At 57.4% G+C, this 24,037-nt stretch carries 22 protein-coding genes; 14 read left to right on the top strand and 8 right to left on the bottom strand.

Going from position 1 to position 24,037, the window contains the following annotated elements:
* Positions 1 to 250: 250 nt before the first annotated feature.
* From EDF81_RS07875 to EDF81_RS07860, 4 genes are all read left to right on the top strand, one after another.
* Positions 251 to 1,681 carry a 6-phospho-beta-glucosidase gene (locus tag EDF81_RS07875; RefSeq protein ID WP_123347514.1) on the top strand — a complete coding sequence of 477 codons (1,431 nt, stop codon included), beginning with the start codon at positions 251 to 253 and terminating at the stop codon, positions 1,679 to 1,681.
* 184 nt (positions 1,682 to 1,865) lie between these two features.
* Positions 1,866 to 2,492 carry a uracil phosphoribosyltransferase gene (gene upp, locus EDF81_RS07870; protein WP_123347513.1) on the top strand — a complete coding sequence of 209 codons (627 nt, stop codon included), beginning with the start codon at positions 1,866 to 1,868 and terminating at the stop codon, positions 2,490 to 2,492.
* A gap of 83 nt (positions 2,493 to 2,575) precedes the next feature.
* The gene (gene uraA, locus EDF81_RS07865; RefSeq protein ID WP_123347512.1) at positions 2,576 to 3,865 is read left to right on the top strand and encodes a uracil permease; all 1,290 of its coding nucleotides are present in this window, start codon (positions 2,576 to 2,578) and stop codon (positions 3,863 to 3,865) included.
* Positions 3,866 to 3,963: 98 nt separating this feature from the next.
* On the top strand, positions 3,964 to 4,665 hold the full coding sequence (locus EDF81_RS07860) for a DnaA inactivator Hda (RefSeq protein WP_123347511.1): 702 nt from the start codon (positions 3,964 to 3,966) through the stop codon (positions 4,663 to 4,665).
* Positions 4,666 to 4,698: 33 nt separating this feature from the next.
* On the opposite strand, the gene arsC is transcribed toward EDF81_RS07860, so the two are convergent.
* Together arsC and bepA are read right to left on the bottom strand one after the other, a co-directional pair.
* Positions 4,699 to 5,058 (bottom strand): arsenate reductase (glutaredoxin), encoded by a 360-nt coding sequence (gene arsC, locus EDF81_RS07855; RefSeq protein ID WP_123347510.1) that lies wholly within the window; start codon positions 5,056 to 5,058, stop codon positions 4,699 to 4,701.
* A 12-nt stretch (positions 5,059 to 5,070) separates the two neighbouring features.
* The gene (gene bepA / locus EDF81_RS07850) at positions 5,071 to 6,534 is read right to left on the bottom strand and encodes a beta-barrel assembly-enhancing protease (RefSeq protein WP_123347509.1); all 1,464 of its coding nucleotides are present in this window, start codon (positions 6,532 to 6,534) and stop codon (positions 5,071 to 5,073) included.
* Between the two features lie 222 nt (positions 6,535 to 6,756).
* On the opposite strand from bepA, the gene EDF81_RS07845 reads away from it, so the two are divergent.
* The gene (locus tag EDF81_RS07845; protein ID WP_123347508.1) at positions 6,757 to 7,821 is read left to right on the top strand and encodes an AI-2E family transporter; all 1,065 of its coding nucleotides are present in this window, start codon (positions 6,757 to 6,759) and stop codon (positions 7,819 to 7,821) included.
* Positions 7,822 to 7,860: 39 nt separating this feature from the next.
* Here the strand turns inward: EDF81_RS07845 and bcp are convergent, their stop codons facing one another.
* Together bcp and EDF81_RS07835 are read right to left on the bottom strand one after the other, a co-directional pair.
* On the bottom strand, positions 7,861 to 8,331 hold the full coding sequence (gene bcp, locus EDF81_RS07840) for a thioredoxin-dependent thiol peroxidase (RefSeq protein ID WP_123347507.1): 471 nt from the start codon (positions 8,329 to 8,331) through the stop codon (positions 7,861 to 7,863).
* Positions 8,331 to 8,900 carry a glycine cleavage system transcriptional repressor gene (locus tag EDF81_RS07835; protein ID WP_123347506.1) on the bottom strand — a complete coding sequence of 190 codons (570 nt, stop codon included), beginning with the start codon at positions 8,898 to 8,900 and terminating at the stop codon, positions 8,331 to 8,333. The genes bcp and EDF81_RS07835 overlap by 1 nt, the downstream gene beginning before the upstream one ends.
* Positions 8,901 to 9,047: 147 nt before the next feature.
* Here EDF81_RS07835 and dapA point away from each other — a divergent pair, with 147 nt between their 5' ends.
* The 6 genes from dapA to ypfH all read left to right on the top strand — a co-directional run bounded on the left by dapA (position 9,048) and on the right by ypfH (position 15,611).
* Positions 9,048 to 9,926, top strand: a complete 879-nt coding sequence (dapA, locus tag EDF81_RS07830; protein WP_123347505.1) for a 4-hydroxy-tetrahydrodipicolinate synthase — start codon at positions 9,048 to 9,050, stop codon at positions 9,924 to 9,926.
* Positions 9,927 to 9,942: 16 nt separating this feature from the next.
* Positions 9,943 to 10,977, top strand: a complete 1,035-nt coding sequence (gene bamC, locus EDF81_RS07825) for an outer membrane protein assembly factor BamC (protein ID WP_123347504.1) — start codon at positions 9,943 to 9,945, stop codon at positions 10,975 to 10,977.
* Positions 10,978 to 11,118: 141 nt separating this feature from the next.
* Positions 11,119 to 11,832: a phosphoribosylaminoimidazolesuccinocarboxamide synthase gene (gene purC / locus EDF81_RS07820; protein WP_123347503.1), complete on the top strand. Its 714-nt coding sequence runs from the start codon at positions 11,119 to 11,121 to the stop codon at positions 11,830 to 11,832.
* A gap of 138 nt (positions 11,833 to 11,970) precedes the next feature.
* Positions 11,971 to 12,837: a neutral zinc metallopeptidase gene (locus tag EDF81_RS07815; protein ID WP_123347502.1), complete on the top strand. Its 867-nt coding sequence runs from the start codon at positions 11,971 to 11,973 to the stop codon at positions 12,835 to 12,837.
* A gap of 6 nt (positions 12,838 to 12,843) precedes the next feature.
* Positions 12,844 to 14,844: a tRNA(Met) cytidine acetyltransferase TmcA gene (locus tag EDF81_RS07810; protein WP_260232675.1), complete on the top strand. Its 2,001-nt coding sequence runs from the start codon at positions 12,844 to 12,846 to the stop codon at positions 14,842 to 14,844.
* A gap of 74 nt (positions 14,845 to 14,918) precedes the next feature.
* Complete coding sequence (gene ypfH, locus EDF81_RS07805) at positions 14,919 to 15,611, top strand: esterase (protein WP_123347501.1); 693 nt, start codon at positions 14,919 to 14,921, stop codon at positions 15,609 to 15,611.
* A gap of 42 nt (positions 15,612 to 15,653) precedes the next feature.
* On the opposite strand, the gene EDF81_RS07800 is transcribed toward ypfH, so the two are convergent.
* From EDF81_RS07800 to EDF81_RS07790, 3 genes are read right to left on the bottom strand one after another with little or no spacing between them, the layout of a single operon-like run.
* Positions 15,654 to 15,842, bottom strand: coding sequence for a YpfN family protein (locus tag EDF81_RS07800; RefSeq protein WP_123347500.1), 189 nt, complete (start codon positions 15,840 to 15,842; stop codon positions 15,654 to 15,656).
* Positions 15,843 to 15,858: 16 nt separating this feature from the next.
* Positions 15,859 to 16,986 carry a succinyl-diaminopimelate desuccinylase gene (dapE, locus tag EDF81_RS07795; protein ID WP_123347499.1) on the bottom strand — a complete coding sequence of 376 codons (1,128 nt, stop codon included), beginning with the start codon at positions 16,984 to 16,986 and terminating at the stop codon, positions 15,859 to 15,861.
* Between the two features lie 2 nt (positions 16,987 to 16,988).
* Complete coding sequence (locus tag EDF81_RS07790) at positions 16,989 to 17,345, bottom strand: ArsC family reductase (RefSeq protein ID WP_123347498.1); 357 nt, start codon at positions 17,343 to 17,345, stop codon at positions 16,989 to 16,991.
* 369 nt (positions 17,346 to 17,714) lie between these two features.
* On the opposite strand from EDF81_RS07790, the gene ypfM reads away from it, so the two are divergent.
* A complete protein-coding gene (ypfM, locus tag EDF81_RS07785) occupies positions 17,715 to 17,774 on the top strand; it encodes a protein YpfM (protein ID WP_015572204.1) in 60 nt (19 codons plus the stop codon).
* Positions 17,775 to 17,866: 92 nt separating this feature from the next.
* On the opposite strand, the gene acrD is transcribed toward ypfM, so the two are convergent.
* Positions 17,867 to 20,980 (bottom strand): multidrug efflux RND transporter permease AcrD, encoded by a 3,114-nt coding sequence (gene acrD / locus EDF81_RS07780; RefSeq protein ID WP_123347497.1) that lies wholly within the window; start codon positions 20,978 to 20,980, stop codon positions 17,867 to 17,869.
* Positions 20,981 to 21,365: 385 nt separating this feature from the next.
* On the opposite strand from acrD, the gene aegA reads away from it, so the two are divergent.
* Both aegA and nudK read left to right on the top strand, forming a co-directional pair.
* Entirely contained in the window at positions 21,366 to 23,345 is a 1,980-nt protein-coding gene (gene aegA / locus EDF81_RS07775; RefSeq protein WP_123347496.1) for a formate-dependent uric acid utilization protein AegA, read from the top strand.
* 66 nt (positions 23,346 to 23,411) lie between these two features.
* On the top strand, positions 23,412 to 23,987 hold the full coding sequence (nudK, locus tag EDF81_RS07770; protein ID WP_123347495.1) for a GDP-mannose pyrophosphatase NudK: 576 nt from the start codon (positions 23,412 to 23,414) through the stop codon (positions 23,985 to 23,987).
* Positions 23,988 to 24,037: the final 50 nt, after the last annotated feature.

Below are 24,037 nucleotides of genomic sequence, written 5' to 3'. Positions count from 1 at the left end.
CGGCGCAATTCTAACAGTCCAGGCAAACGTTTGCGAGTCCCTTATTCGCGATGTTTCGCCCGCCTCGCGATTTTCCTGATTTGTTGCAGGCGATAACGCAAAGTTGACCGCCTTCACGAAAATGGCAGACGAGGGCCGGATGTCCTTGCACCCGGAAGCCAAAACGAACATCCTTTTTATGAAACCGGTTTCGGTGAGCGCGAGATTAAGGTTATTTACTTTTAAATCAAATGCTAAGAGGGAATGACAGATGTCTGGATTTAAAGACGGTTTTTTGTGGGGCGGGGCGGTAGCGGCACATCAGCTGGAAGGCGGCTGGCAGGAAGGCGGTAAAGGCATCAGCGTCGCGGACGTGATGACCGCAGGCGCGCACGGCGTGGTGCGTGAAATTACCGACGGCGTTCTGCCGGGGAAAAACTACCCGAACCACGAGGCGATTGATTTCTATCATCGCTATAAAGACGACATCAAACTGTTTGCGGATATGGGCTTTAAATGTTTCCGCACTTCCATCGCCTGGACGCGTATTTTCCCGAAAGGCGATGAGTCAGAGCCGAACGAAGCCGGACTGGCGTTTTATGACGACCTGTTTGACGAATGCCTGAAGTACGGTATCGAGCCGGTCATTACCCTGTCTCACTTTGAGATGCCTTACCATCTGGTCACCGAATACGGCGGCTGGCGCAACCGTAAGCTGATCGACTTTTTCGTGCGCTTCTCCGAAGTGGTCTTCACCCGCTATCAGCATAAGGTGAAGTACTGGATGACCTTTAACGAGATCAACAACCAGGCGAACTACCACGAAGATTTTGCCCCGTTCACTAACTCCGGCCTCAAGTACAAACCGGAAGAGGATCGCGAGCCGGTGATGTATCAGGCCGCACACTATGAGCTGGTGGCGAGCGCTCTGGCGGTGGCCGCCGCACGGCGCATCAACCCGGATCTGCAGATTGGCTGCATGATTGCCATGTGCCCTATCTATCCGCTGACCTGTGCGCCGGACGATATGATGATGGCGATGAACGCCATGCACCGTCGCTACTGGTTTACCGACGTGCACGTGCGCGGTAAATATCCGCAGCATCTGCTGAACTACTTCGACCGTCGCGGCTTTAAGCTCGATATCACCGATGCCGACCGGGCGGCGCTGAAGCAGGGCTGCGTCGACTATATCGGCTTTAGCTACTATATGTCCTTTGCCACCAAAGCGACGGCGGACAACCCGCAGCTGGATTACGACGAAAGCAAACATCTGGTCTCCAACCCTTACGTGCAGAAATCCGACTGGGGCTGGCAGATTGACCCGGCGGGTCTGCGTTATTCCCTGAACTGGTTCTATGACCACTATCAGCTGCCGCTGTTTATCGTCGAAAACGGCTTTGGCGCGATTGACGTGCCGGAAAGCGACGGCATGGTCAACGACCAGTACCGCATCGAGTATCTCGCGGCGCATATCCGCGAAATGAAAAAAGCGGTGGTGGAAGATGGCGTGGATCTGATGGGCTACACCCCGTGGGGCTGTATCGATCTGGTCTCCGCCGGGACCGGCGAGATGAAAAAACGCTACGGCTTTATCTACGTTGATAAAGATAACGAAGGGAAAGGCTCCCTGGCGCGCAGCCATAAGAAATCATTCTCGTGGTACCAGAAAGTCATCAGCAGCAACGGTGAAAACATTTAATATTCAGATTGTTAACAATAAGACCCTGTCCATCCGGCAGGGTTTTTTTTAGCGTGTCGTATACTCTCTGGCGCGCCCTTTGCGACTTTGGTTGATCCTGGTCAATGATACAGGGTATGGCGCTAACGAAAAAAAACGGTATAATCCGGCGATTTTTTTGGCTGCCCCTCAGAGGAGAAAGAGTATGAAGATAGTGGAAGTTAAACACCCACTGGTCAAACACAAGCTGGGTTTGATGCGTGAGCATGATGTCAGCACCAAGCGCTTTCGCGAACTCGCCTCTGAAGTTGGCAGCTTACTGACCTATGAAGCGACCGCCGATCTGGAAACCGAGAAAGTCACCATTGAAGGCTGGAACGGTCCGGTTCAGGTTGAGCAGATCAAAGGTAAAAAGATTACCGTTGTGCCGATTCTGCGTGCCGGTCTGGGCATGATGGAAGGCGTACTGGAGCACGTGCCGAGCGCGCGTATCAGCGTTGTCGGTATCTACCGTAACGAAGAGACGCTTGAGCCGGTACCGTACTTCCAGAAACTGGTTTCTAATATCGACGAGCGTATGGCGCTGGTCGTTGACCCGATGCTGGCAACCGGTGGCTCAATGATCGCCACCATCGACCTGCTGAAAAACGCGGGCTGCCACAGCATTAAAGTGCTGGTTCTGGTAGCGGCACCGGAAGGTATCGCTGCGCTGGAAAAAGCGCACCCGGATGTTGAGCTCTACACCGCATCCGTTGACCAGGGTCTGAATGAACAGGGGTACATTATCCCTGGCCTCGGCGACGCCGGGGACAAGATTTTTGGTACGAAGTAACAAATAATAAAAAAGTAGCCGACTTTGATAGTCGGCTTTTTTTTGGTCCGTTCCACCATAATACCATGCTGAGGAAAAACACAATGACGCGCCGTACAATCGGGGTAAGTGAAAGACCACCGCTATTGCAAACGATTCCGCTTAGTTTGCAGCACCTGTTTGCGATGTTTGGCGCAACCGTTCTGGTGCCCATTCTGTTCCATATCAACCCGGCCACCGTACTGCTGTTTAACGGCGTGGGCACGCTGCTGTATCTCTTTATCTGTAAGGGAAAAATCCCTGCCTATCTGGGGTCGAGCTTTGCCTTTATCTCGCCGGTCCTGCTGCTTCTGCCGCTGGGCTACGAGGTCGCGCTGGGCGGCTTTATTATGTGCGGCGCGCTGTTCTGCGTGGTGTCGTTGATTGTGAAAAAAGCCGGGACCGGCTGGCTGGACGTGATGTTCCCGCCGGCGGCGATGGGTGCCATCGTTGCCGTTATCGGTCTTGAACTGGCCGGCGTGGCGGCCAGCATGGCGGGTCTGCTGCCGGCAGACGGTCAATCCGCAGATACCAAAACCATCACCATCTCGCTGGTCACCCTCGGCGTTACCGTTTTTGGCTCGGTGCTGTTCCGCGGCTTTATGGCCATTATCCCGATCCTGATTGGTGTCCTGGCGGGCTATGCGCTCTCCTTCGCGATGGGCGTGGTCGATACCACCCCGATTGCTCAGGCGCACTGGTTTGCACTGCCGACCTTCTATACCCCGCGCTTTGAATGGTTTGCCATCTTCACTATTCTTCCGGCGGCGCTGGTGGTGATTGCCGAGCACGTGGGTCACCTGGTGGTAACGGCGAATATCGTGAAAAAAGACCTGATCCGCGACCCTGGCCTGCACCGCTCCATGTTTGCGAACGGCCTGTCGACCATGTTCTCCGGTTTCTTCGGCTCAACCCCGAACACCACCTACGGTGAGAACATCGGCGTTATGGCGATTACCCGCGTCTACAGCACCTGGGTTATCGGCGGCGCGGCAATCTTCGCTATCCTGCTCTCCTGCGTCGGCAAACTGGCGGCGGCGATCCAGATTATCCCGGTTCCGGTGATGGGCGGCGTTTCGCTGCTGCTGTACGGGGTGATCGGCGCGTCCGGTATTCGCGTGCTGATCGAATCGAAAGTGGATTACAGCAAAGCGCAGAACCTGATCCTGACCTCGGTGATCCTGATCATCGGCGTGAGCGGCGCGAAGGTGCATATCGGCGCGGCAGAGCTGAAAGGCATGGCGCTGGCGACCATCGTCGGCGTGGGCCTGAGCCTGATCTTTAAACTGATCAGCATCCTGCGTCCGGAAGAAGAGATCCTGGAAGCGGAAGAGAACGAAAAACAACTGCGCTGATCGTTGACCGAACGTGCATTGACCGGGCGGGCATTCCGCCCGGTAGACTCCTGTGATAAACTCCTCGCGTTATTCTGTAAGAATATGTTGAGGTCCATCTGAACGCACCGGCACAGCTCTCTTTGCCACTCTATCTTCCCGACGACGAAACTTTTGCCAGTTTCTGGCCGGGTGATAACCCTTCTTTGCTGGCAGCGTTACAAAACGTGCTTCGCCAGGAACACAGCGGATATATCTACTTCTGGTCGCGTGAAGGCGCTGGCCGCAGCCATTTGCTGCACGCCGCCTGCGCCGAGCTTTCCCAGCGTGGTGAAGCCGTGGGCTATGTTCCGCTGGATAAACGCACCTGGTTTGTGCCGGAAGTGCTCGACGGGATGGAGCAGCTCTCGCTGGTCTGTATCGACAATATCGAGTGCGTGGCCGGGGATGAACTGTGGGAGATGGCGATCTTCAACCTCTACAACCGCATTCTGGAAGCCGGTAAAACCCGGCTGCTGATCACCGGGGATCGTCCGCCGCGCCAGCTGAATCTGGGTCTGGCGGATCTGGCCTCGCGTCTCGACTGGGGGCAGATCTACCGTCTGCAGCCGTTATCCGATGACGACAAACTGCAGGCGCTGCAGCTGCGGGCCAGGCTGCGCGGTTTTGAGCTGCAGGAAGACGTGGGGCGTTTTCTGCTGAAACGGCTGGATCGGGAAATGCGTACGCTGTTTATGACCCTCGACGAACTGGATCACGCCTCGATTGCCGCCCAGCGTAAGCTGACCATCCCCTTTGTGAAAGAGACCCTTAAGCTGTAGCTGATCCTCTCCGCTGCCGGAGAGGGGAGCGAACTAGCGCAGGATTTCCAGCACCTGCTCCGGCGGGCGGCCAATTCTTGCCTGACCCTGGTGGATAACAATCGGTCGCTCGATAAGCTTTGGATTGTCGATCAGCGCCTGCACCAGCGCCATTTCTGACAGCGTCGCGTCTGCAAGATTCAGCGCTTTATACAGCTCTTCTTTCTGGCGCATCAGCTCGCGAGCGCTACTCATACCCAGCATCTTCAGCACCTTGCCGAGGGTCGCCGCGTCCGGCGGCGACTCCAGATACAGGACCACTTCCGGCTCGATGCCGTTCTCTTTTAGCAGATTCAGAGTTTCACGGCTCTTTGAGCAGCGGGGGTTATGCCAGATCTGTACGGCGTCGGTCATTTTTACTCCTGATCACATCTTTTCGTAAGGGCGGAAGCGCTGCTGTAGCCCGCGCAGCTGGTCGATACGCGCATCATAACGCGCCTGTTGCTGGCTGCCGAGTTTGACCTGCGAGCTGGCGCTGCTCAGCAGCGAAATCGCCTGGTCGAGGCGGCCTGCCAGCGCCAGGCCTTCGGCGCGGGCGGCGAGCTCCTGGTCGCGATGGCCGAGGGCGCTCTCCACCTGAGCCAGCAGATCCCAGCCGTTGCTGTCCTCTTTATTACTGAACGTATAGCGATTGAGCACGCTGGAGGCTTCCGCCAGCTGGCCGCCTTTAAACAGGGCGTTGGCGAAGTTCAGCTGCAGGACCGGGTTAATACGCACGTCTTTGCTGTTGCGCAGACGGGCGATGGCCTCGGTGGCTTTGTTCTGGCCGAGATCGATATCGGTAGCAAGGTCCAGATACCAGGGGTTATTCGGCTCGGCGCTTAGCAGGGGCTGCAGCGCTTTCTGGGCTTCTGGATACTTACCCGCTTCCATCGCCTGCAAGGCACGGCCATACCGGGCGGCCTGCTGTTCGCGCACGTTGCCTTTTGCCCAGTTATCCAGCTGGTCGCTGGTCAACTGATTACGACCGGAGTTATACATCCCCAGCGTGCGGGCCTTTGCCAGATAGAACTCCGTCGACGACTGAACAACCACGGGGCGCATCTGATTGGCGCGGTTGCGCGCATCGGAGAGTCGGCTTTCCGGCAGCGGGTGCGTCAGCAGCATTTCCGGCGGGCGAGAGGAGTAGCGTGACTGATCCAGCAGTTTTTCGAGGAAGGTCGGCATCGCCTGTGGATCAAAGCCTGCGCGTTGCAGTACCTGAATACCGATACGGTCCGCTTCCTGCTCATTCTGCTGGGTAAAGCTGATCATCCCCTGCTGCGTTCCTGCCAGGGTACCGGTCAGGGCGGCCATCCCGGCCTGCGGGTTGGCCATTGCCAGCAGAATGGAGCCCAGCGCACCGGCCCAGGTCAGAGGAGCATTGCGTTTCTGGTCTTCCATGGCACGCGCCAGATGGCGCTGGGTGACGTGGGAGATCTCGTGCGCCATCACTGACGCCAGCTGGCTTTCGTTGTCGGAATAGCGGAACAGCGCCGAGTGCAGCACCACATTGCCGCCGAAGAAGGCAAAGGCGTTGATCTCGTCGTTGTTGATTAAATAGAAGTGGAAGGGCGTCTTCACCGAGTCGGCTGAGTTTACCAGGCGCGTACCCAGCCCGTTAATATACTGAACCAGCAGCGGATCGTTAATCAGCGGTGCGCTGCCGCGCAGCTGACGAACGAAGTAATCGCCCATCTGCATTTCCTGACCGATGGAGAGCGTGCTCCCGGCCGTGGTGCCCATATCCGGTAGCGTATCTGCAGAATGCGCAAACGCCGGGGCCATCGGGCCGAGTGTCAGCGTGGCTATCAGGGTTGCCACCAGCGTTTTTTTAAACTGCCTGAACATAACCACTGTCCTGTGTTGTGCGTTGTGTCTGTTGGACCCGCATCCGGGGATAACGTTTCATCCCGGTCAAGCTGCGAGTGTAGCCGCAGGCGACAGCGTTGAAAATCCTCTTCACCCAACTTTTCATGTTTGTCTGCTTGTTGATAAAAAGCGAAGTCTTTTTTGTGACAAGTAGATACAATTCGATCTCTTAGCACAGCCTGGCGTTTAAAGAAGGAATTTATGCTTGAGATGTTAATGCAGTGGTATCGCCGCCGATTCAGCGATCCGGAGGCGATTGCGTTGCTGGTTATTCTGGTTGCCGGCTTTGGTATTCTGTTTTTCTTTAGCGGTCTTCTGGCTCCGCTGCTGGTGGCGCTGGTGCTGGCCTATCTGCTGGAGTGGCCGACGGTGAGGCTGGAAAGGGCAGGCTGCTCCCGTCGCTGGGCGACCTCGCTGGTGCTGGTGGTCTTTGTCGGTATTCTGCTGCTGCTGGCCTTTGTGGTCGCGCCCGTTGCCTGGCAGCAGGGCATTAACCTGATCCGCGATATGCCGGGAATGCTCAATAAGCTCTCGGACTTCGCCGCCACGCTGCCGCGACGCTATCCGGCGCTGATGGACGCCGGCATCATTGATGCGATGGCCGAAAATATGCGCAGCCGAATGCTGGGGATGGGCGACTCGGTGGTTAAATACTCCCTGGCGTCGCTGGTGGGGCTGCTGACGCTGGCGGTCTACCTGGTGCTGGTGCCGCTGATGCTCTTCTTCCTGCTGAAAGATAAAGATCAGATGCTGAACGCGGTACGCCGCGTGCTGCCGCGTAATCGCGGCCTGGCCGGTCAGGTCTGGAAAGAGATGAACCAGCAGATCAGTAACTATATCCGCGGCAAAGTGCTGGAGATGGTGGTGGTTGGCGTGGCGACCTGGATTGGCTTTATCCTCTTCGGGCTAAACTACTCGCTGCTGCTGGCGGTGCTGGTCGGGTGCTCGGTCCTGATCCCCTATATCGGTGCCTTTGTGGTGACGATCCCGGTGGTGGGCGTGGCCCTGTTCCAGTTCGGCCTGAGCACCGAGTTCTGGAGCCTGTTCGCGGTCTATCTGATTATTCAGGCGCTGGATGGCAACTTGCTGGTGCCGGTCCTCTTCTCTGAGGCGGTCAACCTGCATCCGCTGGTGATCATTCTGTCGGTGATTATTTTCGGCGGGCTGTGGGGGTTCTGGGGCGTCTTCTTTGCGATCCCGCTGGCGACGCTGGTTAAGGCGGTGGTTCATGCCTGGCCGGATGCGGTGGCGGTGGAAGAGGAATAAAAAAAAGCCGACGAAGATGTCGGCTTTTCTCTTAGAGAATCAGGCGTTTTCTTTTAGCCAGTTAAGTACCACATCGTGGTGATTGCTGGTTTTAAAATCGTCGAACACATGTTCGACCTTGCCGTCGACGTCGATCAGGAAGCTGGTACGGTGAATACCATCGTAGGTTTTACCCATAAAGGTTTTTTCACCCCAGATACCGAACTGCTCGCAGACCTGATGATCTTCATCAGACAGCAGCGTGAAGTTCAGCAGCTCTTTATCGGCAAAGCGAGACAGCTTTTCTGATTTGTCGGTGCTGATACCCAGCACGTCGACACCCTCTTTTTTCAGCTCATCCATGCTATCGCGCAGGCCGCAGGCCTGAACGGTACAGCCCGGCGTCATGGCTTTCGGGTAGAAATAGACCAGAACACGCTGTCCCTGGAAGTCGGTCAAATTTACTTGTTCGCCATCCTGGTCGGGCAAGCTAAATTTCGGTGCGATATCACCGGCTTTCAGTGGATTCATTACACAACTCCGTTCGGTTCATCATTTTGTGAATAGTTGACGATGTTTATACTGCCTTGTGCATTCAATTCTGTACATAGGGCTTTGAACGCTTGCTCAATATTTGACGTGTCCTGGGAGGCTGGACTGTGAGCGGTTATCTGAATAAACAGCCGGGCTGCGGTGCCGCTACCCGGCTGGGTACGGGAAACCAGCTCGGCGATATTCATCTGCCAGCTATCGAACAGTGCGGTAAAGCGCTCGATAAGATGCGGTGAATCGTCAACCTCGACCTGTACCCATACTGTAGCAGGCATCGCCGGACGCGGCTGCGCGGTGGTGCGTTTCATCACGATCAGCAAATCCAGCTCGGCACCTTTCAACGGTAAGGTTGATTCGATCATCGTGATGGCATTCCAGGAGCCGGACAGCAGCATGATAAAGGTGAACTCATCTCCCAGCATCGCCAGGCGGCTGTCTTCGATATTACAGCCGCAGCTGCTGACATGGCGGGTGATGGTATTCACGATACCCGTGCGGTCGACGCCCAGCGCGGTGATGACCAGATAGTGTTGCGATGAAGGTGTCAAACCTGTGCTTCCTTTGAAAAGGTGAGGTAATCATAAGGAAAGCATAAAAAAAACCGGCATACAACAGTCCTGGAGCCCTTGGGTTACTTGCTTTTAATACAGCACCAAACGTAACATTAGGATTCATGTCTGCACAGAGGATGGCCCATGTTCACGGGAAGTATTGTAGCGCTTGTCACGCCGATGGATGAGAAAGGTAATGTCTGCCGGCCAAGCCTGAAAAAACTGATTGATTACCATGTCGCCAATGGAACCTCGGCGATTGTTTCGGTAGGGACCACCGGTGAATCCGCCACGCTAAGCCATGATGAGCACGGCGACGTGGTGTTGATGACCGTAGAACTGGCCGACGGACGTATTCCTGTAATTGCTGGCACCGGCGCGAATGCAACCGCTGAAGCCATCAGTCTGACGCAGCGTTTCAATAACAGTGGTATCGTCGGCTGTCTGACCGTCACCCCGTACTACAACCGCCCGACTCAGGAAGGTCTGTTCCAGCACTTCAAAGCCATCGCCGAACATACTGACCTGCCGCAAATCCTGTATAATGTCCCCTCGCGCACCGGATGCGATATGCTGCCGGAAACCGTAGGCCGTCTCTCGAAAGTCAAAAATATTATCGCAATTAAAGAGGCGACCGGGAACTTAAGTCGTGTTCACCAGATCAAAGAGCTGGTTTCCGACGATTTCATCCTGCTCAGCGGTGATGATGCGACGTCGCTGGACTTTATGCAGCTCGGCGGCCACGGCGTCATCTCCGTGACCACTAACGTTGCCGCGCGCGATATGGCCGAAATGTGTAAACTGGCCGCGGCCGGACAGTTCAGCGAAGCACGGGTGATTAACAATCGTCTGATGCCGCTGCACAATAAATTATTTGTCGAACCCAATCCTATCCCGGTGAAATGGGCATGTAAGGAGTTGGGTCTTGTGGCGACCGATACGCTGCGCCTGCCGATGACGCCGATTACCGCACAGGGTCGTGACATCGTTGCGGCGGCGCTTAAGCATGCCGGATTGCTGTAAAGTTTAGGGAGATTTGATGGCTTACTCAGTACAGAAGTCGCACCTGGTGAAGGTTGCGGGTGTTTCGCTTGTTATGCTGCTCGCCGCCTGTAGTTCCGACTCGCGTTACAAGCGCCAGGTCAGCGGGGATGAATCCTATCTGGAGGCAGCACCGCTCGCAGAACTTCATGCGCCAGCAGGCATGATCCTGCCGGTTGAAAACGGCGACTATACGATCCCGGTGACCAACGGCAGCGGCGCTGTCGGCAAGGGCCTGGATATTCGTCCTCCGGCACAGCCGCTGGCGCTGGTGAACGGTGCGCGCACCCAGTTTACCGGTGATACCGCGACGCTGCTGGTTGAAAGTGGCCGTAGCGGCAATCTGTGGCCGCAGGTGGCCAGCATTGTGACAGCACAAAACTACAGCATTGCGAAACGTGATGATGCCAGCCAGACCCTGACAACGGACTGGGTCCTGTGGAACCGTCTGGATGAAGACCAGCAGTACCGTGGTCGTTATCAAATCTCAGTGAAGTCGCAGGGCTATCAGCAGGCCGTGGTGGTCAAACTGATCAACCTGGAGCAGGCTGACAAACCGGTTGCCGATCCCGCATCGCTGCAGCGCTACAGCTCTGAAATGCTGAACGTGATTTCCGCCGGTCTGGATAAAACCGTCACCGACGCGCAGAACGCCGCCGATAGCCGCAGCGCCGCGACCCTGGATGTCCAGAGCGCAGCGGACGACACCGGTCTGCCAATGCTGGTTGTACGCGGTCCGTTTAACCTGGTCTGGCAGCGTCTGCCTGCCGCGCTGGAAAAAGCCGGTATGAAAGTGACCGACAATACCCGTTCCACGGGCAGCATGGTCGTCACCTACAAACCGCAGTCTGACAGCACCTGGCAGGAACTGGGCGCGCGCGACCCGGGACTGGCAGCGGGTGAATATAAGCTTCAGGTCGGCGATCTCGATAACCGCAGCAGCCTGCAGTTTATCGATCCGAAAGGTCACACCCTGACGCAGTCGCAGAATGACGCCCTGGTTGCTATCTTCCAGGCTGCATTCAGCAAGTAAATAAGAAGGCCGGTTTAACCGGCCTTTTTTTATGATCATTGACGCACACGTTTGCGTCGATAGAATAGCGGTGTTTTCTAGTTCATCTCACTCACCGGATCGCGTGAACGACGGCGAGTATCACACCTGGAGTAATAAAAGATGCAAAAGCAAGCTGAGTTGTATCGTGGCAAAGCGAAAACCGTATACAGCACCGAAAACCCGGATCTGTTGGTACTCGAGTTCCGCAATGATACGTCAGCAGGGGATGGCGCGCGTATTGAGCAATTTGACCGTAAGGGCATGGTGAACAACAAGTTCAACCATTTCATTATGCAAAAACTCGAAGAAGCCGGTATCCCGACCCAGATGGAAGCGCTTCTTTCCGATACTGAATGCCTGGTGAAAAAGCTGGATATGGTACCGGTAGAGTGCGTGATGCGTAACCGTGCGGCCGGTTCACTGGTCAAGCGTCTGGGGATTGAAGAGGGCATCGAGTTAAACCCGCCGCTGTTTGATATGTTCCTGAAAAACGACGAAATGCACGATCCTATGGTCAATGAGTCCTACTGCGAAACCTTTGGCTGGGTGGATAAAGAGAGCCTTGCCCGCATGAAGGAGCTGACCTACAAAGCCAACGACGTGCTGAAAAAGCTGTTTGACGATGCGGGCCTGATCCTGGTCGACTTCAAGCTGGAGTTTGGTCTGTTCAAAGGCCAGGTCGTACTGGGCGATGAGTTCTCCCCGGACGGCAGCCGCCTGTGGGACAAAGAGACGCTGGATAAAATGGACAAAGACCGTTTCCGTCAGAGCCTCGGCGGCCTGATTGAAGCCTACGAAAACGTTGCCCATCGTCTCGGCGTGAAGCTGGACTAAACCGCACGCGCTTCCTCGCATTTCCGGCGTGGAGAATGGCCTTATTCTCCGCGCCGCTGTCTCTTTTTTCCTGTGGTAATCCTCCCCCGAACCGCCTACGATCAATCTTATTAAAATAGCAAAACGAGTGGTGTGATTATGCGCTGGCAAGGGCGACGTGAAAGCGACAATGTAGAAGACCGGCGCAATGACGCCAGCCCAATGACAATGGGTCGGGGGCGCATTCGTTTACCCAGAGGTAAGGGCGGAATTATTATTCTGCTGCTGGTGATCGTCGGTGGCTATTATGGCGTGGATCTCTCCAGCCTGCTTACCGGGCAGCCTCTCTCTCAGCCGATGAGCCAGCAGCGCTCCATCAGCCCGCAGGAAGATGAAGCCGCGAAATTTACCTCGGTGATCCTGGCGACCACCGAAGACACCTGGGCCGAAATTTTTACCCGCCAGGGTCGCACTTACCAGCCACCGCGACTGGTGATGTACCGCGGCGTGACCGACACCGGCTGCGGTACGGGCCAGTCGGTGATGGGGCCGTTCTACTGCCCGACGGACAGCACTGTCTATATCGACCTCTCTTTCTACGATGATATGAAGCACAAGCTGGGCGCTGACGGCGACTTTGCCCAGGGCTATGTGATTGCCCACGAAGTCGGACACCATGTTCAGAAGCTGATGGGCGTGGAGCCGAAGGTTCGCCAGCTGCAGCAGAGTGCCACGCCGAAAGAGGTGAACCACCTGTCGGTCCTGATGGAGCTGCAGGCGGACTGCTTTGCGGGCGTCTGGGGCCACAGTATGCAGCAGCAGGGCGTACTGGAGGGCGGCGATCTGGAAGAGGCGCTGAATGCGGCCGAGGCGATTGGCGACGATCGCCTGCAGCAGAAAAGCCAGGGCCGTATTGTCCCGGACAGCTTTACTCACGGCACGTCTTCGCAGCGCTATAGCTGGTTTAAACGCGGTTTTGACAGCGGGGATCCGGCCCAGTGCAATACCTTCGGTAAAACGCTGTAACCCGGAATGGAGCACTTACTGGCGCTGACGGCGCAGATGGCGCGTGAAGGGATACGTCGCCTGCTGGTGCTGAGCGGCGAACCTGACGCGTGCGGGCATCACGCATTACGGCTGCGCGCGCTGCTCGGCGGCGATGGCCTGTGGGTTGGGCCAGAGCCGGTAGAGGGAAATTCTGCTTCTCCCCGGGCGCTGGCCACGCTGCTCGGACGGGAATTCCACCACGCCTTTTTCGATGCCCGTCACGGCTTTGACGCCGCCGCGTTTGCCGCGCTTGGCGGGACGCTGAAAGCCGGAAGCTGGCTGGTGCTGCTGGTGCCGCCGCTTGATGAATGGGCGCAGCGTCCTGATGCCGACTCCCTGCGCTGGAGCGATCTCCCGCAGCCCATTGCGGTTCCCCACTTTGTTCACCATTTTCGTACCGTTATTGAACGCGACGAGGATGTACTTATCTGGCAACTGCCTTCGCCGCTGCATTTACCTGACTTTTCGCCTCGTCCTCTGTGGACGCCCGCCGATGGCCAACCGCTGGCGACGCAGGCACACGTCCTGCAACGGCTTCTGGCGATGCCGCCCGGCGTGGCGGCGGTGACCGCCGGGCGCGGACGGGGTAAATCGGCGCTGGCGGGGATGTTACTGGCGCAGCTCGACGGTACGGCGGTGGTCACCGCCCCAGCCAAATCCGCCACCGACGTAATGGCGAGCTTTGCCGGGGAGCGTTTTCACTTTATGGCTCCCGATGCGCTGCTGGCCTCTTCCCATTGTGCCGACTGGCTGATTGTCGATGAGGCGGCTGCCATTCCGGCCCCGCTGCTGTTGCAGCTTACCGCCCGTTTTCCCCGCGTCCTGCTGACCACCACCGTTCAGGGCTATGAAGGCACCGGGCGCGGCTTTCTGCTTAAGCTGTGCGCCCGTTTTGCCTCGCTGACGCGCTACTCCCTGGATACGCCCGTTCGCTGGGCGAGCGGCTGCCCGCTGGAGCGCCTTATCGATAAGGCGCTGCTGTTTGATGATGAGTCGCGTGCCGTTGAACCCTCCGGCGAGCTGAAAATAACCCGGCTGGAGCAGCAGCGCTGGCTGACCTCACCCGCTGAGCCTGCCGCGCTGTATCAGCTGTTAGCAGGCGCTCACTACCGAACCTCTCCGCTCGATCTCCGGCGTATGATGGATGCGCCCGGCCAGCATTTTTACCAGGCCCGCGCCGGAGAACACACCCTGGCCGCGCTTTGGCTGGTAGAAGAAGGTGGGCTATCTGCCGGGCTGAGTCAGGCCGTGTGGGCCGGTTTCCGCCGCCCGCGTGGCAATCTGGTGGCCCAGTCTCTGGCCGCGCACGGCGGTAGCCCGCTGGCGGCTACCCTGAAAGGGCTGCGCGTATCGCGTATCGCCGTCCACCCGTCGCGGCAGCGGGAAGGGATCGGTCAGAGGCTGATCGCCGGGGCGGTAGCGATGGCGCAGGAATACGACTATCTCTCCGTCAGTTTTGGCTATACGCCGGCACTATGGCGGTTCTGGCAGCGCTGTGGCTTTACCCTGGTGCGGATCGGCAGCCAGCGGGAGGCAAGCAGCGGCTGCTATACGGCGATGGCGCTGTTGCCGGTGAGCGATGCAGGACAACGTCTGGCCAGGGAGGAGCATCAGCGGCTGCGTCGGGATCTGACTGCGCTCCGGCTGTGGGTCGATGACCCGCTACCGCTGGCCGCAGAAGAGGGCGTGGCAGCGTGCCAGGACCAGCTGGAGTTGGCCGGGTTCGCCTTTGGTCATCGTCCGCTGGTCGTGTCAGCAGGCGCTCTCCTGCGCCTGCTTGAACGCTGCGATCTGCCGCTGTTGGCCCTGCGCGGCGCGCTGCAGCAGCGTACCGGTGAGGCATCGCTGGTGGCTGAGCTGGGATTATCGGGGCGCAAGGCATTGCTGGCGCGCCAGCGGCAGGAAGCGGCAGACGCACTCTATGCCACGGTCGGCGAAGAGGCCGCTGCGCTGCGGGAGCGCATTGAGCAACTGCAATTTTTTTAACGGACTCTATCAGTCAAATGGCATGGTCATTATGGGGTGACGGCGTAGACTTAATGTTACTTAAGGAGAACGCCATGACACATGACCATTTTGTTGTACAAAGCCCTGACAAACCCGCCCAACAGCTGCTGCTGTTATTTCATGGCGTCGGTGATAACCCGGTCTCCATGGGGCAAATCGGCAGCTGGTTTGCACCGCTGTTTCCCGATGCGTTAATCGTCAGCGTCGGCGGCGCGGAGGCCAGCGGCACCGGTCGCCAGTGGTTTTCCGTTGACGGCATTAGCGAAGAGAATCGCCAGCAGCGCGTGGATGCCATTATGCCGACCTTTATTGAGACGGTGCGCCACTGGCAGCAGCAGAGCGGCGTACGGCCACAGGCCACCGCCCTGATCGGTTTCTCGCAGGGGGCGATTATGGCCCTGGAAAGCATTAAAGCGTTGCCGGGTCTGGCCTCACGGGTGATTGCCTTTAATGGCCGCTATGCCACGCTGCCGACGGTTGCCAGTACCGCGACCACCGTGCATTTGATCCACGGCGGTGAAGACAGGGTCATCGATCTTTCGTTGGCGGTCGCAGCCCAGGAAGCCCTGCTGGCCGTTGGCGGTGATGTGACGCTGGATATCGTTGAGGATCTGCCGCACGCGATCGATGACCGCAGTATGCAGCTTGCGCTCGACCACCTGCGCTATACCGTGCCGAAGCACTATTTTGACGAGGCGCTGAGCGGGTCGACGCCGAAAGATGACGATATTATCGAAATGATGTAATAAAAAACCGGCAGCCTGGGCTGCCGGTCTTATTAACGCGGGCTACTTTTTCTGCGGCCAGTCGTCTTCATCATCCCACTTATCGTTATTGTCACGATGCGGGGGAAGCTCCGGTTTATTGGCGAGAAATTTTTTGTGATCGACGCGGGAAAGGTCTTTCATCACGTTAATCAGCACGCCCACCAAAAACACCAGCACCAGTACCCACCAGTATTTAGCCAGCATATCCATGCATACCTCCAGCCTGTCAGGCGACGAGTTGTTCCATAATACGTTGATACATCCGCGCCAGCAGCTGGAGATCGGCGGCGTTCACGCATTCATTAATCTTGTGGATGGTGGCGTTAACCGGCCCCAGCTCTACCACCTGCGCGCCCATCCGTGCGATAAATCGCCCGTCCGAGGTGCCGCCCGTGGTCAGCAACTGCGGTTTCACTTCATTATAGTGTGCAATCGCCTTCACCACCGCATCGACCAGCCTGCCGCGCTCGGTCAGGAACGGCTGGCCGGAGAGCCACCAGTCCAGGGTATAGCGCAGCTGGTGTTTATCCAGCAGCGCGACGACCTGCGCCTTGATCATCTCATCGGTCAGCTCGGTGCTGAAGCGGAAGTTAAACTGTACGAACAGTTCGCCGGGGATCACGTTGTTACTGCCGGTCCCGGCCTGGATATTGGCGATCTGCATGCTGGTCGGCGGGAAGAATGCGTTTCCGCGATCCCACTCAATCCCCACCAGTTCATCCAGCATCGGCGTGGCGCGGTGAACCGGGTTATCGGCCAGATGCGGATAGGCCACATGCCCCTGCACGCCGTGGATCGTCAGGTTACAGGTTAGCGACCCGCGACGACCGTTCTTCACCACGTCACCGACGATTTCGGTGCTGGAGGGTTCGCCCACCAGGCACCAGTCCAGGCGTTCCTGGCGCGCCATCAGCGCTTCCACGACTTTCACCGTGCCGTTTTTGGCGCTGGCTTCTTCATCGGAGGTGATCAGAAAGGCCAGGCGTCCTTTATGGTTCGGGTGCTGAGCGACAAATCGCTCCGCCGCCACCACCATCGCCGCCAGGGAACCTTTCATATCCGCAGCGCCGCGGCCAAACAGCATGCCGTCGCGGATGGTGGGTTCAAATGGCGGATTGATCCAGCGGTCGGCATCGCCCGCCGGGACCACGTCCGTATGCCCGGCGAAGGCCAGGGTTTCGCCCTGACCGCGCCAGGCCCAGAAATTCTGCGTGTCGCCGAAGTCCATTGCCTCAACGGTAAAGCCAATCGCCCGCAGGCGTTCAATCATCAGCGCCTGGCAGCCCGCGTCGTCAGGGCTGAGGGAAGGGCGGCGAATAAGCTGCTGTGCCAGTTCAATGACCGGGCAAGACATAGTTAGACCTCGTTAAAAAACTGCTGATAGCTGGATTCACTGAAACCCAGCAGCATAGGCTTAGCGGGCGCGCAGAGCAATGGGCGTTTGATAATTGCCGGCATTTCCAGCATCAGTGCGGCGGCGGCATCGGCGGTAGTAATACTGTCGCGCAGCGCTTCATCCAGCTTGCGCCAGGTGGTGCCACGGGTATTGAGCAGCGGTTCCCAGCCCAGTTCTTTGATAAAGGTATCCAGCAGCGGTCTGTCCAGACCGTCAACGCGGTAGTCGTGAAAGCGGTAATCGATCCCCTGGGTTTCCAGCCAGCGGCGCGCTTTTTTAATGGTGTCGCAGTTTTTAATCCCGTACAGGACGATCATTGTTTAATCCTTTTGTCTTGATTTGAATTAGAGGCTCAATAATTTCGAATAAATAAAAGAGCAGGATACGCGAAATATGATTTCATGGGTAATTATCATGCTGCGAATATAGCCCCATAAGCCTATTTATCGTTAGCGTGCTCAGTAAAGAACGCGGCCTGCCGACCCGGCCCACAGGCCGCGTGTTCCGGCGATTAATTGTTTCTGAATATTGCCGGGTATCACATTAAAAGGCCTTCGCCAGGTCCATATTAATGATGCACCTTATAAAAAAACCACGCGCTCAGCAATCAGAGTGATTGGTTAAAATATCTTCACTGGTGGAACGTAATTGAGTAGAATAGCCACAATAATAAGAGAGAGGTTGTTATGATTGAACGTGAACTGGGGAACTGGAAAGATTTTATCGAAGGTATGCTTCGGAAATAAGATCCAGGCTGATTGCAGAGACACAGTGGTTTAGTAATGCAGTGTGTGGCAATGAAAAAAGGCGACCATCATGGTCGCCTTTTTTGTGGCCGTTACCGGGCCTTCTCTTTCAGCGGGAAGCGCTGGCGGATCAGCACAAAGAACAGCGGGACAAAGTAGATCGCCAGAATGGTCGCGGAGATCATGCCGCCGATCACCCCGGTGCCCACCGCGTGCTGGCTGCTGGAGCCTGCGCCGCTGCTGGTGGCCATCGGCAGTACGCCGAAGACAAAGGCCAGGGAGGTCATCAGAATAGGGCGCATGCGCTGACGGCAGGCTTCAAGCGTCGCGGAAAGCAGTTCTTCGCCTTTCTGGTTTAGCTCATTGGCAAATTCGACGATAAGAATGGCGTTCTTGGCCGCGAGGCCGATGACCGTTAATAACCCGACCTGGAAATAGACATCGTTTTCCAGCCCGCGCATCCAGGTCGCCACCAGCGCGCCGATGACCCCCAGCGGCACGACCAGCATGACCGAGAACGGCACCGACCAGCTTTCATACAGCGCGGCGAGGCACAGGAACACCACCAGCAGCGACAGGGCGTAAAGCGCAGGAGCCTGGGCGCCGGAAAGGCGTTCCTGATAGGACATGGCCGTCCACTCCATGCCGTAGCCGGCGGGCAGCTGGCGCACCAGCTCTTCCATCACATCCATTGCCGTACCGGAACTGACGCCCGGCGCCGCTTCACCGACGATCTCCAGCGCCGAATAGCCGTTGTAGCGTTCCAGACGCGGGGAGTCGGTTTTCCAGCGAGAGCTGGCAAAGGCGGAGAAGGGCACCATGCTGCCGCTGTTATTGCGCACGTACCACAGATTAATATCTTCCGGCAGCATCCGGTATTTTGCCGCAGCCTGGACATACACCTTCTTCACGCGGCCGCGATCCATAAAGTCATTGACGTAGCTGGAGCCCCAGGCGGTTTGCAGCGTGTTATTGATATCGTCGATGGAAACGCCCAGCGCCTGGGCCTTGCGCTGGTCGATATCAATCTGCAGCTGAGGACTGTCGTCCAGACCGTTATGACGAACGCGGGTCAGAGACGGGTTTTTATCTGCCATCTCCAGCAGCTGGTCGCGGACGGCCATCAGGGCGGTATGCCCCGCGCCCGCATGATCCTGCAGCTCCATATCAAAACCGGCAGAGCTGCCCAGACCGCTGATCGCCGCCGGACTGCTGGCGAAGACCCGCGCCTCATTAATTTTACTGAACGCCTTTGTCGCTCGCTCAATAATCGCGAAGGAGCTACCGGTGGTGGTATCGCGCGATTTCCAGTCCTTCAGGCGCACAAAGAGTCGCGCTACGTTCTGCCCGTTGCCGCCGGGGCCTGAGCCGACGGTGGCGAATACCGAGGCCACGTTGGCGCTCTCTTTCTCAAGGAAGTAGTCTTCGACCTTCTGGACGACTTTCAGGGTCTGCTGCTGGGTTGAACCGCTGGGCAACTGCACCGAGGTGGTAAACATTCCCCGGTCTTCCTGCGGCAGGAAAGAGGTGGGCAGGCGCAGGAACAGCAGCACCATACCGCCGAGCAGCAGGCCGTAAAGCAGGATCCAGCGCAGACTCTTGTGCAGGATTTTCGCCACGCCGGATTCATAGCGTTGGGCGCTGCGGTCGAAGACCCGATTAAACCAGCCGAAGAAGCCTTTACGCTGATGATGCGCGCCAGCTGTGACCGGTTTAAGCATGGTGGCGCAAAGGGCAGGTGTGAGGATCATTGCCACCAGTACCGACAGCACCATGGCGGCGACGATAGTGATGGAGAACTGACGATAAATTGCGCCGGTGGTGCCGCCGAAGAAGGCCATTGGCACAAAGACGGCGGAGAGCACCATCGCAATACCGACCAGCGCGCCCTGGATCTGCCCCATCGATTTTCGCGTGGCCTCGCGCGGGGACAGACCTTCCTCGCTCATAATACGCTCGACGTTCTCCACCACCACGATGGCGTCATCCACCAGCAGGCCGATCGCCAGCACCATCGCAAACATGGTCAGCGTGTTGATACTAAAGCCAAAGGCGTAGAGCACGGCAAAGGTACCGAGCAGCACCACGGGAACGGCAATGGTCGGGATCAGCGTGGCGCGGAAATTCTGTAAAAACAGATACATCACCAGGAAGACCAGGGCTATCGCTTCCAGCAGCGTTTTTACCACGTCGGTAATCGACGCTTTTACAAACGAGGTGGTTTCGTTGGCGACTTTGTATTCCAGACCGTGAGGGAAGAAGTGCGCCAGCTCGTCGAGGCGCGCCAGCACCAGCTCCGAGGTTTCCATTTCGTTAGCGCCCGATGCCAGCTTAACGCCCAGTCCGGAAGCCGCGTTGCGGTTGTAGCGGCTGAGAATATCGTACTTCTCCGCGCCCATCTCAACCATGGCGACGTTGCCCAGCGTCACTTCGGAACCGTCCGGATTCACCCGCAGGGTGATATTGCGGAACTGTTCGGGGGTTTGTAACAGGGACTGCGCATTGATCGTGGCGTTCAGGGCCTGATTATCCGTCGACGGCGTACCGCCAAGCTGGCCGACGGCAATCTGCGCATTCTGGGATTTAATGGCGTTAGTGACGTCATTGGTGGTGAGCTGATAGCTGTTTAGCTTTGCCGGATCCAGCCAGATACGCATCGAGTACTGGGAGCCGTAGGCATCGATATCGCCCACGCCGTTGACGCGGCTGAGGGGGTCCTGAATATTACTGGCAACATAGTCGGCGATATCCTGCTTATCCATGCTGCCGTCGGTCGACACAAAGGCGATGGTCAGAATATTGGTGTCACCGGTTTTACGTACCGTCACCCCCTGATTCTGCACCGCCTGCGGCAGTTTACGCATAGCGGACTGCAGCTGGTTCTGCACCTGCTGCACGGCTTCATCCGGGTCGGTCCCGGCTTTAAAGTTCAGAGTGATGCTGGCCTGCCCGGTACTGCTACTCTGGGAGGACATATACATCAGGTTATCGAGCCCGGTCATATTCTGCTCAATCACCTGGGTCACCGTGTTCTCCAGGGTTTGTGCAGATGCCCCAGGGTAGTTCGCCGTCACGCGGACGTTCGGCGGGGCGAGATCGGGATATTGCTCAACGGGGAGCGACAAAATGGCCATGGTGCCGGTCAGGCAGAGAATAATGGCCAGCACCCAGGCAAAGATAGGGCGATCGATAAAGAAATTCGCCATCAGAATATAAACCTCATCGTGTTCATTTTATTATCTCATTCCAATAGCGCCCACTGTAGCCGCAGGACCTTAAGCAATCGTGGAGAAAATAAGGAGAAAGTGTAATTTATCATGCACTTTCTATGCCTGATGCGACGCTTGCTGACACAGGTTCCGTATGCTTAACGGATAAGCAGACCAATGCGTACCCTTTTTACGCATTTTTACGCGCCTGTCGTCTCGAATAAAACATGATTTCACTTACGCTGAAATAAATTGATCTACCACAGGTTCATGACAAATAGTCTGCTCTCCTGGGCAGATGAACATTGCCTCCCTTCCGCCAGTCAGCTAATAAATACCTTCATAAGAATAAGGTCTTTCCCGCCGCCCACAAGAGGATGCCATGAACCATTTTATTATGGCGAATAGCCAGAACTGCATTGGATGCCGTGCCTGCGAAGTTGCCTGCTCGATGGCCCACAATGATGAGCAACATGTCCTGACGCCGCCGCTGTTTCAGCCGCGGATTACGGTAGTGAAAAACAGTCGCCAGAGCAGTGCGGTGACCTGTCACCACTGTGAAAATGCCCCCTGCGCCCGTAGCTGCCCCAACGGGGCGATAAGCCAGGTCAACGACGCTATCCAGGTGGCGCAGGAAAAGTGCATCGGCTGTAAAGCCTGCGTGGTGGCCTGCCCATTTGGCACCATGCAGGTGGTGGTGTTGCCTCAGGAAAACGGTCAGGTAAAAGCCAGCGCACAGAAATGCGACCTCTGCAGCGATCGCCAGCATGGCCCGGCCTGCGTGCAAAACTGCCCGGCAGATGCGCTGACGCTGATTGACCCGCGGGCGCTGAACGGACTGACAAAAGAACGCCGTTTACGCGCCGCCCGTCAGGAAGCTCAGCCCTGGCACAGCAAGGTCCGGCAACCGGCGGCGATAGTCCGCAGCAAGGTGGCACAGATGGCTGCGACGCCCGCACGGGGCGAGCCGGATAAGCTGGCCATTGAGGCGCGTAAAACCGGCTTCGGTGAAATCTATCTGCCGTTCAGCGCCGCCCAGGCCCAGCGGGAGTCTTCCCGCTGCCTGAAATGCGGTGAGCACAGCATTTGCGAGTGGTCATGCCCGCTGCACAACCATATTCCCCAGTGGATTGAACTGGTTAAGGCCGGTGATATCGCCAGCGCAGTGGCCCTGTCGCATCAGACCAACTGCCTGCCGGAGATTACCGGCCGCGTTTGTCCTCAGGACCGGCTCTGCGAAGGGGCCTGTACGGTCCGCGACGAACACGGATCGGTAACCATCGGTAATATCGAACGCTATATCTCCGACCAGGCCCTGGCTCAGGGCTGGCGTCCTGAAGTCCCGGCCATCGTGGGCGCCCACAAGCGGGTGGCGATTATCGGAGCCGGACCGGCCGGTCTGGCCTGTGCCGATGTGCTGGTGCGCAACGGTGTACAGCCGGTGGTCTATGACCGCCATCCGGAGATCGGCGGGCTGCTGACCTTCGGTATCCCCTCCTTTAAGCTGGATAAATCCCTGCTGGCGCGGCGTCGGGAGATCTTCACCGCCATGGGCGTGCGCTTTGAGCTGAACTGTGAAATAGGCCGCGATATTGCGCTGGGAACGCTGCTGGAAGAGTACGACGCGGTCTTTGTTGGCGTGGGCACCTACCGCTCGATGAAAGCGAACCTGCCCAATGAAGATGCGCCCGGCGTCTATGATGCGCTGCCTTTCCTGATTGCCAATACCAAAGCGCTGATGGGCCTGGGACATCCGCAGGATGAGCCCTATATCGACACCAAAGATCTGAACGTGGTGGTGCTCGGCGGAGGCGATACGGCGATGGACTGCGTGCGCACCGCGCTGCGTCATGGCGCGAGTCGGGTGACCTGCGCCTATCGCCGCGACGAGGCCAATATGCCCGGCTCGAAAAAAGAGGTCAAAAACGCCCGGGAAGAGGGCGCGGAATTTGAGTTTAACGTTCAGCCGGTCAACCTGGAACTGGATAAAAAAGGCCGGGTTTGCGGGATTCGCCTGCTGCGCACTGAGCTTGGCGAAGCGGATGCCCAGGGCCGTCGCCGCCCGGTGCCGATTGCCGGGAGCGAGTTTGTCATGGCGGCGGATGCGGTGATTATGGCGTTTGGCTTCAATCCGCACAGTATGCCGTGGCTGGAGAGCGCCGGGGTGCAGCTTGACGGCTGGGGCCGGATCGCCGCCGACGTCGAGAGCCGCTACCGTTACCAGACCAGCAATCCGAAAATTTTTGCCGGTGGGGATGCCGTGCGCGGGGCCGATCTGGTGGTAACCGCGATGGCCGAAGGGCGTCATGCGGCGGAGGGAATGATGTCCTGGCTGGGCGTTGAGGTGGCTAAAGCCCATTAAGTCCCCTCGCGACAAAACGGGCTCTACGGCGTAGTATGGTGACGTCCGTAACGCTGTGGAGCCTGTATGTCGCCAAAAATCGAAGTGATAAAAGATAAGATTCTGTCGGAAAACTACTTCATCCTGCGCAATATTACCTACGATTTGACGCGAAAAGACGGCGAAGTGGTGCGCCACAAGCGCGAAGTCTACGACCGGGGCAACGGGGCGACGATCCTGCTCTATAACCGTGAAAAGCAAAGCGTGGTGCTGATCCGTCAGTTCCGCGTGGCGACCTGGGTTAATGGCAATGAAGAAGGCGTCCTGATCGAAACCTGCGCCGGGCTGCTGGACGATGACGAGCCGGAAGTCTGTATCCGCAAAGAGGCTATCGAAGAGACCGGCTATCAGGTCGCCGACGTGCGCAAAGTGTTTGAGCTGTATATGTCCCCGGGCGGCGTGACGGAGCTGGTGCATTTCTTTATTGCCGAATATCACGACAGCCTGCGTGCGACGGCGGGCGGCGGCGTCGAAGATGAAGATATCGACGTGCTGGAAATCCCGTTCCGGCAAGCGCTGGAGATGATAAAAAGCGGCGAAATCCGCGACGGAAAATCGGTGATTCTGCTTCAGTACCTGCAAAATTCAGGCCTGATGGCGTAAATTTTGCGATGGCCGGACTACCAGATATGGGACAGACCAATCCGAAAATT

The organism is Enterobacter sp. BIGb0383, assembly GCF_003751845.1.
GTDB lineage: Bacteria > Pseudomonadota > Gammaproteobacteria > Enterobacterales > Enterobacteriaceae > BIGb0383.
Note: the sequence above shows the minus strand (reverse complement) of the source record. Positions and strands in the feature narration are given on the sequence as shown.

What these genes read in the sequence shown, in the direction of transcription:
- EDF81_RS07875 (WP_123347514.1), top strand. Translation starts at nt 251, where the DNA reads ATGTCTGGATTTAAAGACGGTTTTTTGTGGGGCGGGGCGGTAGCGGCA.
- upp (WP_123347513.1), top strand. Translation starts at nt 1,866, where the DNA reads ATGAAGATAGTGGAAGTTAAACACCCACTGGTCAAACACAAGCTGGGT.
- uraA (WP_123347512.1), top strand. Translation starts at nt 2,576, where the DNA reads ATGACGCGCCGTACAATCGGGGTAAGTGAAAGACCACCGCTATTGCAA.
- arsC (WP_123347510.1), bottom strand. Translation starts at nt 5,058, where the DNA reads ATGACCGACGCCGTACAGATCTGGCATAACCCCCGCTGCTCAAAGAGC.
- bepA (WP_123347509.1), bottom strand. Translation starts at nt 6,534, where the DNA reads ATGTTCAGGCAGTTTAAAAAAACGCTGGTGGCAACCCTGATAGCCACG.
- EDF81_RS07845 (WP_123347508.1), top strand. Translation starts at nt 6,757, where the DNA reads ATGCTTGAGATGTTAATGCAGTGGTATCGCCGCCGATTCAGCGATCCG.
- bcp (WP_123347507.1), bottom strand. Translation starts at nt 8,331, where the DNA reads ATGAATCCACTGAAAGCCGGTGATATCGCACCGAAATTTAGCTTGCCC.
- dapA (WP_123347505.1), top strand. Translation starts at nt 9,048, where the DNA reads ATGTTCACGGGAAGTATTGTAGCGCTTGTCACGCCGATGGATGAGAAA.
- bamC (WP_123347504.1), top strand. Translation starts at nt 9,943, where the DNA reads ATGGCTTACTCAGTACAGAAGTCGCACCTGGTGAAGGTTGCGGGTGTT.
- purC (WP_123347503.1), top strand. Translation starts at nt 11,119, where the DNA reads ATGCAAAAGCAAGCTGAGTTGTATCGTGGCAAAGCGAAAACCGTATAC.
- EDF81_RS07815 (WP_123347502.1), top strand. Translation starts at nt 11,971, where the DNA reads ATGCGCTGGCAAGGGCGACGTGAAAGCGACAATGTAGAAGACCGGCGC.
- EDF81_RS07810 (WP_260232675.1), top strand. Translation starts at nt 12,844, where the DNA reads ATGGAGCACTTACTGGCGCTGACGGCGCAGATGGCGCGTGAAGGGATA.
- ypfH (WP_123347501.1), top strand. Translation starts at nt 14,919, where the DNA reads ATGACACATGACCATTTTGTTGTACAAAGCCCTGACAAACCCGCCCAA.
- EDF81_RS07800 (WP_123347500.1), bottom strand. Translation starts at nt 15,842, where the DNA reads ATGGATATGCTGGCTAAATACTGGTGGGTACTGGTGCTGGTGTTTTTG.
- dapE (WP_123347499.1), bottom strand. Translation starts at nt 16,986, where the DNA reads ATGTCTTGCCCGGTCATTGAACTGGCACAGCAGCTTATTCGCCGCCCT.
- EDF81_RS07790 (WP_123347498.1), bottom strand. Translation starts at nt 17,345, where the DNA reads ATGATCGTCCTGTACGGGATTAAAAACTGCGACACCATTAAAAAAGCG.
- acrD (WP_123347497.1), bottom strand. Translation starts at nt 20,980, where the DNA reads ATGGCGAATTTCTTTATCGATCGCCCTATCTTTGCCTGGGTGCTGGCC.
- aegA (WP_123347496.1), top strand. Translation starts at nt 21,366, where the DNA reads ATGAACCATTTTATTATGGCGAATAGCCAGAACTGCATTGGATGCCGT.
- nudK (WP_123347495.1), top strand. Translation starts at nt 23,412, where the DNA reads ATGTCGCCAAAAATCGAAGTGATAAAAGATAAGATTCTGTCGGAAAAC.